Origin of the sequence: Flavobacterium gossypii (assembly GCF_014138495.1) — a bacterium.
GTDB lineage: Bacteria > Bacteroidota > Bacteroidia > Flavobacteriales > Flavobacteriaceae > Flavobacterium > Flavobacterium endophyticum.
This window is the reverse complement of sequence record NZ_JACJIS010000006.1, coordinates 53,459-68,040: the sequence shown is the minus strand read 5'-3', so window position 1 is coordinate 68,040 and position 14,582 is coordinate 53,459. Positions and strand designations below refer to the sequence as shown.

Sequence of the window (14,582 nt, the reverse complement as noted above, 5' to 3'; positions counted from 1 at the left end):
GCCCGCCTGCGCAGATGGTACTGCAATCCTGTGGGAGAGTATGTCGCCGCCTTCCTTTGAAAGAGTCCTTACATATCGTAGGGACTCTTTTTTTTTGCATAAAACTCAACAAAAAAAGCTATTAATTTAAAAAGTAATAGCTTAGGATGATTAAAAAGTAAAATTAATTATGTGTTGGTCTCTAAATCATTGATATAATCTTGATATTCATAGAAGAATCGCTCAAAAGCATCCATGTTTTGATAAAAAAAATCAAATATTTCCGGCCATGTGGCTTTGTTAAAAAGACTTATTCCTGTTTTTTCTACCCAAACTTTACTTATTATTTTGCCTGTTTCTAAGTGAAAATTTCTTTCAAAAACGGCATCAGGAATAAATTCATCCAGCAAGATCTGCTTTAGCGATTCAATTTTCTCAAAATAAATCTTCCTTTTTTCTTCGTCTTTTGACTCTATGTCAATCAGGACTTGAGCTTTTTTGTTATCGACATAAAACTTAAAGGAGAAATCTTTAATTTTTGTATCGTAGAGAAGCCACTTTCTCGGATATTCTTCGGCAAATTTGATCCAAAATTCCTTTTTAATAATTTGAGCTTCTGCTTTGCTGTACATGTTGAATAAATAAGTTTGATTAAAATGAATTTTACGGTACCTTTATAAATCACATTGCAAAAAGATATAATGGATTTTCAGGCCTTTTTAGAATATATACCAAAAATAGAAAAAGAAACGCTACCATCGGTTGAAGCTCATATAAAAATGGCTTCGCTAGAACGCATTTCTACTATAATTAATAAAACTTATGATAGAGACGGATTAAGGAATGCGGCCGTAATGATGCTTTTTTACCCAAAGAATTCAGAAGCACATCTCGCCTTAATCGTAAGAAATGCTTCTATCGGAATTCATTCTTCACAAATTGCTTTTCCTGGCGGTAAAGAAGAGCCAGAAGATTTAAATCTAGAAGCGACTGCTCTTAGAGAAACGTTTGAAGAGATAGGCGTCCTTCCAGAAAGGATTCAAGTTGTTAAGGCATTTTCTGAAGTTTATATTCCGCCTAGCAGGTTTCTTGTTTCTCCTTTTTTAGGCATCTGCCTGGCAGAGATAGCATTTAATCCTAGCGCTGATGAAGTTGCAGCAATGATTGAATTGCGGCTAGAAGATCTTTTAGACGATGTCAATTTAGTCCAAGCAAAGATCAAGGCATCTTATACTGATGAAATAGAAGTTCCGGCATTTAAACTGCAAGGACATATTGTTTGGGGCGCAACGGCAATGATGCTGAATGAGCTTAAAGAAACGATAAAAAGAGTGCTTTAATAGCTGCGATTTTGTAAGTTTGCCTTCTGTTTTAAAAAAAAAGCTAAATCGTATGGGATTGTTTAAAAGAAATCCTTTTGGTCATATACTTTTCTTGAAAAAATGGCTTATCCGTGTTTTTGGAATGCTGACGCATAGACGTTATAGAGGTTTTAATGAGCTTCAGATTGATGGCTCAGAAATTATCCGAAGTCTTCCAGATACTAACGTGCTGTTTATTTCCAATCATCAGACGTATTTCGCGGATGTTGTGGCCATGTTCCATGTTTTTAATGCCAGCCTAAAAGGACGTGAAGACAATATCAAAAACATCGGCTATATCTGGAATCCGAAACTGAATATTTATTATGTAGCGGCTAAAGAAACGATGAAAGAAGGCCTGCTTCCTAGAATCCTAGCCTATGCAGGAGCTATTACTGTTGAAAGAACTTGGCGTGCTAAAGGAAAAGATGTGCAGCGAGAAGTAAATCCAAATGATACCGAAAATATAAAGATTGCATTAGAAGATGGATGGGTGATTACCTTTCCGCAAGGCACCACGAAATCTTTCAAGCCTGTGCGAAAAGGAACGGCTCATATTATCAAACAGCACAAGCCTATCGTTGTTCCGATAGTCATTGACGGTTTTAGGCGTTCTTTTGACAAGAAAGGACTTCGCCTTAAGAAAAAAGGAATTCTTCAGTCTTTTATCATCAAAGAACCTTTAGATATTGATTATGAAAATGACTCTGTAGAAGAAATTGTTGAAAAAGTAGAGTATGCTATCGAACAGCATCCGTCGTTTTTAAAAGTGCTTCAGCCTGAAGTCTTGGAAGAAGTTTTAAAAGTAGAAGAGGAATTAAACAAGAAAAGAAGGTGGGATTATTAACTATTTTACAGCTTCAACAGTAAAACCCTGCTTTCTCAATAACAAAATCACACCATTTTCGCCTGCAAGATGTGCGGCACCAACTCCAAAAAAAGTAGGCTTGAATCGAGCCACATCAGCAATTATAGGAATCCATTTTGCATTTCTCTTAACCAGCATTTCATCATCAAATTTTGAGGAGGCTGTTTCGCCGAGCTCGTTTGTGAAATTTAGTAAATCGCTTATTTTTTTATCCTTATACAATTGCATAAGCTTATTGAAATCTTCTTCATAAGTCTTGATGCCATTTTTTGCAGTTCTGACTAATTCATCCATCTGTTCTTGATACGAAATCTTGTCAAAAACTTTCATCTGCTCAGCAACGGTTTCTAGGCCATAAATTGCCTCATTTTGTGATTTGCTGATTTCAGCTAGTGCTTCTTCGACTGATTTGGGCTTACAGCCAAGGATTTTCTGTACAAACATGATGCTCACGAAGCTTGGCTTTATGGTATTGATTGTCTTGGCAGAGATAGCCGCATTGTCTCTTAAAAAGTCATCTACAATTTTATAATCTTCTGCAGAAACGAGCGATTCCATAGTCACGCCGTTTTTCATGTTCATATTGGCCATCATCAGACTTTCCATCTTTGGATCGTCAACATCAATCTCAAGATAAAGCTGTTCCGTCTTTTTCATCGCCTCGATGACATTCTGATCTAATAACGTATCGCAAGAAGCATGGATGGTTCCGTACAGATAAGAAGGTTTTTTTATCCCGTTTCCCGAAATTTTCCATAACAAGGCATCCTCAAGCTTTTGAGCTTGCAAACCTATAAAAAATAGTGAGAATAAGAGCGATAAGCAATATTTCATGGAATTACTAAAGGTCTATTTTCTTTAGCTCCTCATAATTTTTATAAAGCTTTTTCATCAAGAAGCCGTATAACAATTTATAAAAAAGCCAGGAAATCACAGTAAATACGCCTACAATTGCAATGACAATGCCAATAAAGAACAAGATAGCTTTAATGCCGTCATGTTCAATTTTTTCTTTTACCAAGGCGAAATCAGGATTGTAAAAATAAGCCAGCATGAATCCTAATATCAAGCTGAATATGATCATTCCTAAGTTATACCAGACATAAATATTTACCGTTCTTCTTGTCTTTAAAATGTTTTTCATCAAGATTTTGGTAGAATCTGTAGTAGAAATTACGATGTAGTTCTTGTAAAATAAATAGATGAAGGTGACGATAATAGCATAATGGGCATACGTTAAAATTCTCATGTACAACAATATGTTATCCATGTTAAGCTTTTGGAAATATTCATCATTGTTTGAAAAAAGGCTGATTCCTATCCAAAATAAAAATTCTATGATACCAATAATCATAATCAATCTTACTACAGAAGATGAGTTCTTATGAATCATCTTGTAGATATCATTCTCAGAGACTTGCTGAAAAGAATTTTCATTCTTTTTCCAATCTTTCTTTAATAAATCTAACTCTTTCATATTTTTTTTCCTTGTTAGGGATTTAATATTTTCTTCAATTTTCCTTTAATCCTGTTCATTTTCACTCTCGCATTCACTTCGCTGATTCCTAAGGTTTCCGATATTTCTTCATAATCCTTATCCTCCAGATACATAAAAATCAAAGCTTTTTCAATGTCGTTTAATTGATATACGGCCTTATACATCAGTTTTATCTGTTCTTCTTCTTCATAATTATAATCTTCCTGCTTGATAAAATGCTTCGTATTGTCAAATTCCATTGTAGAAATTGACCGCGTACTTTTTCGATATAAAGTGATGGCTGTGTTCAAGGCAACCCGATACGCCCAAGTAGTGAATTTAGAATCTCCCCTAAATTTTGGATACGCTTTCCAAAGCTGGATCGTGATTTCTTGAAACAGATCGTTATGAGCATCATCGCCAGAAGTATACAATCTACAAATCTTGTGGATTATATTCTGGTTTTCTTTTAGCTGCTTAACAAAAGACTTTTCTAAATCTTGGCTCATGTAAGGTTAGTAGTTGAAGACGCAAATTTGTTACAAGTTACTATTAATTTTAAATAATTATCTCGAATGTTTATACCAATTTGTCAAGTTTGCATAAATAAAAAAGCCTCTATTTTAGAGGCTGATAAAAGTTTATTTTCCTTGGATGAGTTTTTCTAATTTATCAATCATTTCCTTTTGCTGCTGTAACATACGTTCGTATAGTTCTACCATTTTATCAAGGGGATTGAATGTAAGTTGACAATTATAATTGTTTCCAATTGTACCATGATTAGAACTGTTATCATTAAAAGTATTGATGTATGCAATAGCTGCTTCTTCATCAAAATTCTCAAAAGCTTCTACAGGCACTTTTAGTATTTTAGCAACCTGCGAGAGTATGCTTGCTTCAATCGTTTCTTTCTGCTCTAAAAGCGAAATTTTCTTTTGGTTCCAGTCGTCGCCCAGTTCAAAAGCCAATGCTTCTTGCTTGATGCCTAGCATTTCGCGAAAGCGTTTGATGTTTCGACCTTGGTGAATTTTTTTGTGTGGCATGTCGTCGTGTATCATAATCGTTAGGTATAAAAATGTTAGTAACCGATATAAAGTTCGGATAAATATAAACAAATTATGTTTCTCATGTATTCTTATATTGGGATAAAATAGGCTTTTTGTCTTTCTCTACAGATGGCGTCATGCCAGCAGTAGCAAGAGATTAGCGTAAAAACCAAAATTTACAACAGAATCTAGATGATGCTATATTACAACAGTTTCATGTTATACAACATAATACTTATGCTGTATAACATTAGCTTCATGTTATACAACATTAGACAAATATTCACAACATATAGTCAATGTTGAATTACATTATCTTTTTGTTATACAATGCATGGCAGATGCTATACAACATAAGTTCTATGTTATATTTCTCTAATCTATTGTTACATTACATTGTTGAATATAATACAGCATGAGCCTAATGTTATACAACATTTATGCAAAAAAAGAAGTACTTGATTAAAATTTTCTATTTACAAACTGTAAAAAAATAATGGCTTGCAAAGGCATAGCGTCACAGAGTATAAAACGTCTAAATTTTATTTAAAGCGACAGGCTACAGTTTTAATTTTCGGGATAAAACTTCGTATCTTGCAGTAAGAATAAACGCAAACGATGAATATCCCACAATCAGATCTTCCTAGAATAGTTATTTTGGGAGGCGGCTTCGCCGGAATCGCATTAGCCAAGAAATTAAAAAACAAGCCTGTACAAGTCGTGCTTTTAGACAAGCACAATTACCATACGTTTCAGCCTTTATTATATCAGGTGGCAACTGGAGGGCTTGAGGCCGGCTCTATTGCCTATCCGATTCGGAAAGTAGTCCATGAATATAAAAATTTCTATTTCAGGCTTTGCCATGTAAACGAAATCAATACCAAAAGCAATAAGGTGGTTGCCGACATCGGGGAGCTTCAATATGATTATTTGGTTATTGCAACCGGCTCTAAGACCAATTATTTTGGGAATAAGGAGATTGAAAGGAATAGTATTGCGATGAAAACAATTCCGCAGTCGCTTAATATCAGGAGCCTGATACTCGAAAATTTTGAGCAGGCACTTTTGACAGATGATGTGAATGAACGGAATGCGCTGATTAATTTTGTTCTGGTCGGCGGTGGCCCTACAGGGGTGGAATTGGCTGGTGCCTTAGCCGAAATGAAAAATGCTATTTTACAGAAAGATTACCCAGATTTAGATATCAGCAAGATGCAGATCAACTTGGTTCAGAGCGGAGACAGGATACTGAATACCATGTCTGAAAAATCGTCTGAAGCCGCAGAAAAATACCTGAAAAAACTCGGCGTAAATGTCTTGAAAAACATGCGCGTTACAAGTTATGACGGAAGAACGATTTCTACCAATACAGGAGTTTCTTTTGAAACAGCTACATTAATCTGGACGGCTGGTGTGCAAGGTGCTATCGTAAACGGGCTTCCTGTTTCATCTTTGGTTGAAAAAGTAGAACGCATCAAAGTGAATGAATACAATCAGGTTGCAGGCTATTCGACTATTTTTGCTGTAGGCGATATTGCAATGATGGCAAGTGAAGAATATCCGCAAGGACATCCAATGATGGCGCAGCCTGCCTTACAGCAAGGAAAATTATTAGGAGAAAATATAATACGGCTGATCCAGAAGGAAGAAATGAAGCCTTTTAACTATAATGATAAAGGTTCGATGGCAACTATTGGACGAAACAAAGCGGTTGTCGATTTGCCGCATTATCACTTTCACGGCGTTTTTGCGTGGTTTGTTTGGATGTTTGTCCATCTTTTTTCGTTGATTGGATTTAAGAACAAAGCGGTAGTTTTTATGAACTGGCTGTATAATTATATCCGTTTTGACCGCGAAGGAAGGCTCATCGTTAGGCCGTACAAAAAGAAAAGCTTTACTAGTTTTACTTTTGATGAGATATAGCTAGAAGCTTAAAGCGGATGATTTTTATAATACCCAATCATCAACCCAACAAACTTGCTATAGCTTTCAAGCCCGTCTTTCTGCTGGTTTATTTTTAAGAAATGATCGTAGAAATAATGAAAAAAAGTATCGATAGGGGTTTGATAGCTGTCCCAAAAATCTTTTGATTCTTGGAAATTTTTTAAGATTCCGGGATGGATTAAAGGCAATAGCTCTTTGCTTTTTCCTTCCTCAATTTTTTCGATGTTACCCAAGCAATATTTCAGCGCATACGAATAGCCCGAATATTTAAAATAAATATTTGGGTTGTTTATAGAAGCCAAATAACCAATGAAATTAGCTTCGCTTTCAGAAGCATAGCCTATCTGATGTGCCATTTCATGGCAGACAGTAGTAGGGAAGTTGTATTTTGGAATCTTATAATTGACTTGGGCTTCATTCGTGAAAGGATTCAGATAGCCGCCAAATCCCATATAGGTCAAAGGCAAGCTCACCAAGGATTTTTTAATGCTAGGCACTTGGTATTGGAAATACGAATACTGTTTTCCTAGTTCGTCATATCCATCTTGTGTCAGCGCATATATTTTCTCAATTTCATACGGATTGTCAACTTTTAGGCTGTCATTTTTTACAATCTGACTATGGATTTCGTTTGTCTTAGCAATCATTTGTTTTGTAAATGCCTGCAATTCTTCCAGCGTATAGTCTTTGTCAAGTTTCATTTTGGCATACAGTGGCACGCGATGGTAGTTCAAGCCCCACAAGCAATTAAAAAGAAAGTAAAAGATAGAAATAAAGCTCAGTACCGATAGCGTTTTTGATTTCCAATCCATTTTCCAAGATGCCCATGAGAATAACTGAGCTCTTCTTTTATAAAGGCGATACATTAGAAAACAAATCAATACAGTATAAGCAATGTCTCCAAAAGAAAAAGGCAAGCCGCCAAAAAGAGTTCTTGAGATTTTTGAAAGCCACAAGTAAAAACCATTACTATAATATTTTTCAATGGCTTCAGGAAAAAACGATACGATATTGAGGATAATTATCTGAACTACTAAGAAAATACTCCAGATAATTTTTGATTTTTTCATCGACGAAACATTTGTTTTTGTAAATATAAACAGAAACAATTTAAAGTTTTTTTCTAGAAGAAACTTTAGATAAAAAATTAATACTCGCTTCGTGCTTTGGTATGATAATAAGTCGTAAAATTGCAATAGATTTCAGCGTAAAATCAGCAGCTTACTTTGATTATTTATGAAAAAGAAAAATGAAGAGAAAATAATTTTTTTCTGCAACGGAAAAAAGTGCGGCAAGTACAATAAAGAACCGAAAGATTACCTGAAAAAGAAGATTGCCGAATTCGGACTAGAAGATAAAATCTGTATTTCAAAAATGGACTGCCAAGGAATGTGCAAGAAAGCGCCGGTAGTCTATATTGAGCCGAAAGATATCTGGAAAAAAGAAGTTACAGAAAAAAAAGCTAAAAAAATATTTGAAAAGTATCTCCTTTAAGCTTTTATATCTTGGGCATTCCGCACATAACTTTGTAACTTTGCTATACTAAATTCAAAAATAAATAATGAGTCAGGAAATAAGAAACCTTGAGCCGAAAGCGCTTTGGAATAAATTCGCCGATTTGAATGCCGTGCCACGTCCTTCAAAAAAAGAAGAAAGAGTGATTGCCTTCATGAAAGATTTCGGTAAAAAACTAGGCTTTGAGACCATCGAAGACGAAGTTGGAAATGTAATCATCAAAAAACCGGCTACTGCTGGAATGGAAAACCGCAAAACCATCGTAATGCAGTCGCATTTGGATATGGTGCACCAAAAAAATAACGATACTGTTTTCGATTTCGATACGCAAGGTATTGAAATGTATGTGGCTGACGGTTGGGTTCGTGCTAAAGGAACAACGCTAGGCGCAGATAATGGTTTGGGCGTTGCTACTATTATGGCTATTTTAGAATCTACTGATATTCCTCATCCTGCTATCGAAGCCTTATTTACGATTGATGAAGAAACAGGAATGACTGGCGCTATGGGACTAAAAGGAGGCTTGCTAGATGGCGAAATTCTTTTGAATCTTGATACTGAAGAAGATGATGAAATTGATATCGGATGTGCTGGCGGAATTGATGTGACGGCAACTGCCGAATATGACGAAGAAGAAACACCACAAGGCTCTGTAGGGTATTCGATTACCGTAAAAGGCTTGAATGGCGGACATTCTGGAATGGATATCCACAAAGGTCTAGGAAATGCAAACAAAATCATGAACCGTTTGCTTTTTGACGGTTTTGATAACTTCGGATTGCAGATTTCTGAAATAAAAGGAGGTAGCCTTCGCAACGCGATTCCTCGTGAAAGTGTTGCAAAAGTAATCATCGCCGAAGTTTATGACGAAGCTTTTGTTTTCGATATGCAAGAAATTGTAAACGAAATCAAAACCGAATTCAAGACAACGGAGCCGAATTTAGAAATCGTTTTTGAAAAATTAGATACTGCTCCGGCAAAAGTTATGCCTTCGATTGCACAGTTCTATTTCGTAAGAGCAATGTATACTGCCCATAACGGCGTTTACAGAATGAGTGCTGATTTCGATGATTTGGTGGAAACTTCTAATAATATTGCAAAGGTAGTTGTAGGCGAAGGAAAATTATCTGTTCAATGCCTGACACGTTCTTCTGTGGAATCATCTAAAATGGATTTAGCGAATGCTTTGCGTTCCGCTTTTGAATTAATGGGGTGTGAAGTTGAGTTTTCAGGTTCTTATCCTGGATGGACTCCGAATGCTAAATCTGAAATCCTTGATGTTCTAACAGGAATCTACGAGACTCAAAACGGAAGCAAGCCAAATGTAGTAGCTTGCCATGCAGGTCTTGAGTGTGGTATCCTTGGAACTAATTATCCGGATATGGATATGATTTCTTTCGGTCCCACGATCAAAGGAGCGCATTCTCCTGATGAAAGAGCCAATATCGCTTCAGCTCAAAAATATTGGAAATTCGTATTGGAAATTTTGAAAAACATTCCAAGCAAGAATTAAGAATTTCCTATAAAATTCAAGCCATAGATTGATAGATTAGCACAGATAGAGAAGTTTATAATCTGTGGAAATCCTTTAGTCTGTGGCTATTTTTTTTACTTTTACAAAAAACCTTTCCTATGAATTCAAGACAGCAAAAACTCGACGCATTTGGCAGATTATTAGATATTATGGACGATTTGCGTGAAAAATGTCCGTGGGATAAAAAACAGACGCTGCAGACTTTGAGGCATCTGACGATCGAGGAGACATACGAATTAGGAGATGCGATTCTTGATAACGACTTGCAGGAAATTAAAAAAGAATTAGGAGATGTCCTGCTTCATATTGTTTTTTATGCAAAAATCGGAAGCGAAACCAACGATTTTGATATTGCCGATGTATGCAACGAGATCTGTGAGAAACTAATTCACCGCCATCCGCATATTTATGGAGATGTGGTCGTAGAAGATGAAGAAGAAGTAAAGCAGAACTGGGAAAAACTAAAGCTTAAAGAAGGAAAGAAATCGGTTTTAGAAGGTGTTCCTAAAAGCCTTCCTGCATTAGTAAAAGCAAGCCGTATCCAAGACAAGGTCAAAGGTGTCGGATTTGATTGGGAAGAACTGCATCAAGTATGGGACAAGGTAGAAGAGGAAATTCAAGAGTTTCAAGAAGAAATCAAGAATGGCGACCAAGACAAGATTGAAGCCGAATTTGGCGACGTTTTATTCTCCATGATAAACTATGCCCGATTTTTGAAAATCAACCCAGAAGATGCCTTAGAAAGGACCAATAAAAAGTTTATCAAAAGATTCCAATATTTGGAAAGCAAAGCTGGCGAATTAGGAAAACAATTGTCAGACATGACACTTGCGGAAATGGACGTTTTCTGGAATGAAGCCAAGAAGCTAAAATAAAAAGAGGCCCAACTGAGCCTCTTTAAATGAATTATAATTAACCGAAAACCTAGATATTATTTTCAATAATAGATTGCCATTTTTTTGCAATCATTTCATTTTCTTGCCAATAAGCTTTTCCGAGCTTGTCATTTTCTAGGTCATAAAGCACTACCGAATTCGTATTTCCGTTTTTAAGCTTGAACGTAAAAAGGATTTTATCGTCGTTGCCTGTTGATGTTTCTTCAACTCTGCAAGAAGTCACTTCTTTTAAGTCTACAAAAGAAGCTCTGTCGTTTTCTTTGTTTAAGTCGATAAAAAGAAATCCTTTGTTCGCCTCATCTAAAGCATAGATTTTCTTATAATGCGTTTCACGCGTTGAGAAATCGTATTTTCCTTGGCGGAAATGGTCAAAGATTTCCTTAATTTTCTTTTTGTTTTTTGCTTGACTATTGGCGATATAAAGTAATGGCAAGACGCAAACCAAAGTAAGCACTAGCCCTATTGTTAGAGATGCTGTATCCATTTTTTAGATTTTTTGTATAATGATGATTTGGCTGATAGAAGTATCAGCCCTAAATTTTTAGTGTACGATAAAAATCACCAAAAAAAGTGGAAGGGAAAAAGTAAGATTGAGACATTGTCACATCGATTGATGTCCTGTCTCAGAAAAGCTGCAGTAGCTTTGCAGGTGCTGAAACCTGAAAAACTTATGTCATAATACGATTCGAACCATTTGGCGTAAACAGGAAGATCTGCTCTCGGATTCGAAATAGAATGGATGCTTATTTCTTGATTTACAAAAGCCGAAGCTCTAAGATAATCAACCTGCTCAATGGATTTTTTATTGTTTTGTATAGCACCAAAAGCTTTTCCTTCGTCGCTATTGACAAAGAGAAAGGCTACCAGAAAAACGGAGAACAGCGCTATGTTTTTAATCCATTTCATCGGGCAAAGATACTTTTTATAAAAAAGGTATAAAAGGATTAGAGGCATAAATGCCACAAAATCATAAAAAAAGCCCTGCAATTTGCAGGGCTTTTGGAAATATACTTATTCTGTTTTTATATTTCGAATCTGTTTCAGTTTGTCTTTCCACATCTGAAGGCTTTCTTTATGTCGCTCGATGTTTTTCTTTACTTCAAGAACCATTGGATTGTCCTTTTTTGCATTCGCAAAAAACTGGATGTTATTCTCTAACTGGAAGATTTCTTGCTGTACTTCTTCAATCTTGCGAATCAAGAAAATCTTCTCGTTTTCAAGTTTTCTTGTATCATCAGAGCCAGAAAGCTGGTCGATTCTACTATTGAAACGAGCCATTTCAGAATCTTTTTTGCTTAAGCTCAATTTGTCGAACAAAGCATCTAGAATCTTATTGAATTTTCCTTCGATATGACGTCTAGCATGTGGCACCTTTCCGAAGCCTTTCCAAGTTTCGATATGCGCTTTTATGGCATCCAAATCAGCTTTGTGCTCTCCAGTCAAAGCAAAGTCTTTGATGGTTTCAAGGTACGCTTTCTTTTTATCGAAAGCTTCGATTTCTTCTGAATTTACCTCGTTTCTTTGTGCATGAAGCTTATCGAAATAATGATTGCAGGCTTCTTTAAAGTCTTTCCAGATGCTGTCGGAATATTTTCTTGGCACATGTCCAATCTGTTTCCATTCTTCTTGAATCTGCTTCATTATCGGAGTCGTTGCGGCAAAATCTTCGCTGTCTTTTAACGCATTTGCTCTTTCGACTAAAGCTAATTTCTTATTCAGATTGTCTTGTTGGTCTTTTTTGATATCCTTATAAAATGAATTTTTCAAGGCATTAAAGTCACGCACGGCATTTTTGAAAGCCGACCAAGTTTCTTCGTTAACATCGGAAGGCACTTTTCCGGTAGAGAAAAATTCGTTTCTCAAGGCTTCTACTTTTTCAATCTGACCTTGCCATGAAGAATGTGCTTCTACTTTTTCTTTCGCTAATTCTTCTATTTTTGAAATGATTTCTTTTTTCTTCTCAAGGTTTTCTTGCTCTGTGCCACGTTGTTTTTCGAACAGAAGTTCTCTTTTGTCATGGATTTTTTTAGTCAGTTCGCTAAACGTATTCCAGATGGCCTCGCGGTGTTCTCTTGAAACCGGACCGATATCTTCTTTCCAGATTTTATGAAGATCTTGCAATTCGCGGAATGCTTTGTTTACATCCGGCTCATTTACCAGCACTTCTACTCGAGTAATTATTTTTTGCTTCAACTCTAGGTTGTGCTTGAAATCCAAATCCCTAGCTTCTCTGTCCAAATGCAAGTAGTCATAAAAGTTTTCTACATGGAAATGGTAGTTATTCCAAACGTGGTTGTATTTGTCTCTCGGAATAGGCCCTGCATTTTTCCATCTTTCACGCAATTCATTGAAATGTTTTAGCGTATCCTTGATGTTTTCTTGAGGATTGATCAATTCTTTCAGCTCCTCTACGATAGCCAAACGTGCATCCAAGTTAGATTTCAAGTTGTTTTGAAGGCTCTTGAAGTGTGTGTTTTTCTTATCTCTATATTGGTTAAATAAAGTGTCAAATTTGACTTTTAAAGGAAGATGGTAATGAAAATCTTCAGTCGTATCTGGATTTTCAGCTAAAAACTCTTCTCTTTTTTCTTCTATAAAATGATTGTATTTTGAGAGGAAAGCAGACTTGATTTCTTCCACATGGTCTTTTACAGACATTACTTTTTCAACAGCGACTAGCTTTTCTAATTCCTGCACAAGCGATTCCATGTCCATTGCTTCATAATCTTGCATCGGAATTTCATGACGTTCCTTAAGAGTTTCGTCTTCACTTTCTTCTGCATTGGAGTGAGCAATAGCATCTAAGGCTTCTTGGTTTTCGCTGACAGCAATGGTTTCTTCTAATTCTTCAGGAGAAATTTCTACAGTGTCTGCATTTTCAGCAGCAACAGTCTCAGCTTCTGCTTCAACAGCATCAGCATTGTTTTCGCTTTGTTCTTCTATCTGCGGATTTTCATTTTGAGACACATCTTGTGTTTCATTTTCTTGACTTCCATCTGCTTCATGCAGGTTATCATTCTTTTCTTCTAACATCATTAAATGTTTAAGGTTGGTAATTCTTTAGTTTGGAAAGATAGTAAAGGCGGATGAAAATTCAAAGAAAAACCAATATTTAAAGTAATTTTTGCCACTATAGATGTTTTTGTCGCAATAGAACTTTAGAGATTTTTGTTGAAAAAGCTACTTATTCCAAATTTTCCATGATTTCTCAGCCTGATAGCGCAGCATTTCTAATCCGTTTTTAGTTTTGGCTTCGTATTTTTTAGCTTTCTTCAAAAAGATAGTTTCTTCGGGATTGTAGATCAAGTCATGGGCGATATGCTTTGGAGAGAAATATTCATAAGGAATAGGAGGAAAGGCATCTACATTAGGTGAAGTGCCAAGCGGCGTGCAGTTGATTACGATTTGATGATTGTCAAAAGTCGTAGCGTTGACTAGATTGTATCCGATGCTTTCACCGGAAGCTTCTCTGGACACAAAAGTGTATAAAATTCCGAGTTCTTCCAAGGCGAAAGCCACGCCTTTGGATGCGCCTCCGGTTCCTAAAATTAATGCTTTCTTATGATGTGGTTCTAATAAGGGTTCTAATGATTTTTTGAAACCGTAATAGTCGGAATTATACCCTTTTAATTTTCCTTTTCGTGTAAATTTTATGGTATTGACGGCTCCGATTCTTTCTGCTTTTTTTGAAATTTTATCAAGATAAGGCATTACGGCTTCTTTATAGGGAATGGTGACATTCATTCCTTTTAAATTAGGATGCTGCTTGATGATTGCTGGAAATTCCTCAATCAACGAAATGTCAAAATTGACATAATCGTAATTGTTTAGATTCAAAGATTTGAATTTTTCTGCAAAATATCCTTTTGAAAAAGAGTATCCGATATTTTTTCCGAGCAGCCCGAATAGGTGTGTGATTTTCATGCGTCTAAAATTAAAAAGCCTGGCAAAAGCGAAATTAA

16 protein-coding genes are annotated in these 14,582 nt (G+C 36.0%); 6 read left to right on the top strand and 10 right to left on the bottom strand.

Annotation, left to right across the window (positions count from 1 at the left end; genetic code table 11):
• Positions 1–167 precede the first annotated feature (167 nt).
• Entirely contained in the window at positions 168–611 is a 444-nt protein-coding gene (locus GGR22_RS17055) for a DUF4268 domain-containing protein (RefSeq protein WP_121377636.1), read from the bottom strand.
• 69 nt (positions 612–680) lie between these two features.
• Here GGR22_RS17055 and GGR22_RS17050 point away from each other — a divergent pair, with 69 nt between their 5' ends.
• A complete protein-coding gene (locus GGR22_RS17050; RefSeq protein ID WP_182494620.1) occupies positions 681–1,319 on the top strand; it encodes an NUDIX hydrolase in 639 nt (212 codons plus the stop codon).
• Positions 1,320–1,371: 52 nt separating this feature from the next.
• Entirely contained in the window at positions 1,372–2,187 is an 816-nt protein-coding gene (locus tag GGR22_RS17045) for a lysophospholipid acyltransferase family protein (RefSeq protein ID WP_121377638.1), read from the top strand.
• On the opposite strand, the gene GGR22_RS17040 is transcribed toward GGR22_RS17045, so the two are convergent.
• The 4 genes from GGR22_RS17040 to GGR22_RS17025 form a co-directional block, all read right to left on the bottom strand.
• Complete coding sequence (locus GGR22_RS17040; protein ID WP_182494619.1) at positions 2,188–3,042, bottom strand: TraB/GumN family protein; 855 nt, start codon at positions 3,040–3,042, stop codon at positions 2,188–2,190.
• Positions 3,043–3,049: 7 nt separating this feature from the next.
• Positions 3,050–3,685: a hypothetical protein gene (locus tag GGR22_RS17035; RefSeq protein WP_182494618.1), complete on the bottom strand. Its 636-nt coding sequence runs from the start codon at positions 3,683–3,685 to the stop codon at positions 3,050–3,052.
• Positions 3,686–3,699: 14 nt separating this feature from the next.
• A complete protein-coding gene (locus tag GGR22_RS17030; RefSeq protein ID WP_121377641.1) occupies positions 3,700–4,194 on the bottom strand; it encodes an RNA polymerase sigma factor in 495 nt (164 codons plus the stop codon).
• Between the two features lie 132 nt (positions 4,195–4,326).
• The gene (locus tag GGR22_RS17025) at positions 4,327–4,743 is read right to left on the bottom strand and encodes a helix-turn-helix domain-containing protein (RefSeq protein ID WP_182494617.1); all 417 of its coding nucleotides are present in this window, start codon (positions 4,741–4,743) and stop codon (positions 4,327–4,329) included.
• Positions 4,744–5,349: 606 nt separating this feature from the next.
• Between GGR22_RS17025 and GGR22_RS17020 the strand changes: the two genes are divergently transcribed.
• A complete protein-coding gene (locus GGR22_RS17020) occupies positions 5,350–6,654 on the top strand; it encodes an NAD(P)/FAD-dependent oxidoreductase (protein ID WP_182494616.1) in 1,305 nt (434 codons plus the stop codon).
• An 8-nt stretch (positions 6,655–6,662) separates the two neighbouring features.
• Here the strand turns inward: GGR22_RS17020 and GGR22_RS17015 are convergent, their stop codons facing one another.
• Entirely contained in the window at positions 6,663–7,745 is a 1,083-nt protein-coding gene (locus GGR22_RS17015) for a DUF3810 domain-containing protein (protein WP_182494615.1), read from the bottom strand.
• 166 nt (positions 7,746–7,911) lie between these two features.
• On the opposite strand from GGR22_RS17015, the gene GGR22_RS17010 reads away from it, so the two are divergent.
• The 3 genes from GGR22_RS17010 to mazG all read left to right on the top strand — a co-directional run bounded on the left by GGR22_RS17010 (position 7,912) and on the right by mazG (position 10,599).
• On the top strand, positions 7,912–8,169 hold the full coding sequence (locus tag GGR22_RS17010) for a (2Fe-2S) ferredoxin domain-containing protein (protein WP_182494614.1): 258 nt from the start codon (positions 7,912–7,914) through the stop codon (positions 8,167–8,169).
• A 67-nt stretch (positions 8,170–8,236) separates the two neighbouring features.
• A complete protein-coding gene (locus GGR22_RS17005; protein ID WP_182494613.1) occupies positions 8,237–9,703 on the top strand; it encodes an aminoacyl-histidine dipeptidase in 1,467 nt (488 codons plus the stop codon).
• 119 nt (positions 9,704–9,822) lie between these two features.
• Positions 9,823–10,599 (top strand): nucleoside triphosphate pyrophosphohydrolase, encoded by a 777-nt coding sequence (gene mazG / locus GGR22_RS17000; protein WP_182494612.1) that lies wholly within the window; start codon positions 9,823–9,825, stop codon positions 10,597–10,599.
• Between the two features lie 49 nt (positions 10,600–10,648).
• Here the strand turns inward: mazG and GGR22_RS16995 are convergent, their stop codons facing one another.
• The 4 genes from GGR22_RS16995 to GGR22_RS16980 form a co-directional block, all read right to left on the bottom strand.
• Entirely contained in the window at positions 10,649–11,104 is a 456-nt protein-coding gene (locus GGR22_RS16995; protein ID WP_182494611.1) for a hypothetical protein, read from the bottom strand.
• 74 nt (positions 11,105–11,178) lie between these two features.
• Entirely contained in the window at positions 11,179–11,526 is a 348-nt protein-coding gene (locus tag GGR22_RS16990; RefSeq protein WP_182494610.1) for a hypothetical protein, read from the bottom strand.
• Positions 11,527–11,631: 105 nt separating this feature from the next.
• The gene (locus GGR22_RS16985; protein WP_182494621.1) at positions 11,632–13,653 is read right to left on the bottom strand and encodes a DUF349 domain-containing protein; all 2,022 of its coding nucleotides are present in this window, start codon (positions 13,651–13,653) and stop codon (positions 11,632–11,634) included.
• A 147-nt stretch (positions 13,654–13,800) separates the two neighbouring features.
• Complete coding sequence (locus GGR22_RS16980) at positions 13,801–14,544, bottom strand: shikimate dehydrogenase family protein (RefSeq protein ID WP_182494609.1); 744 nt, start codon at positions 14,542–14,544, stop codon at positions 13,801–13,803.
• Positions 14,545–14,582 lie beyond the last annotated feature (38 nt).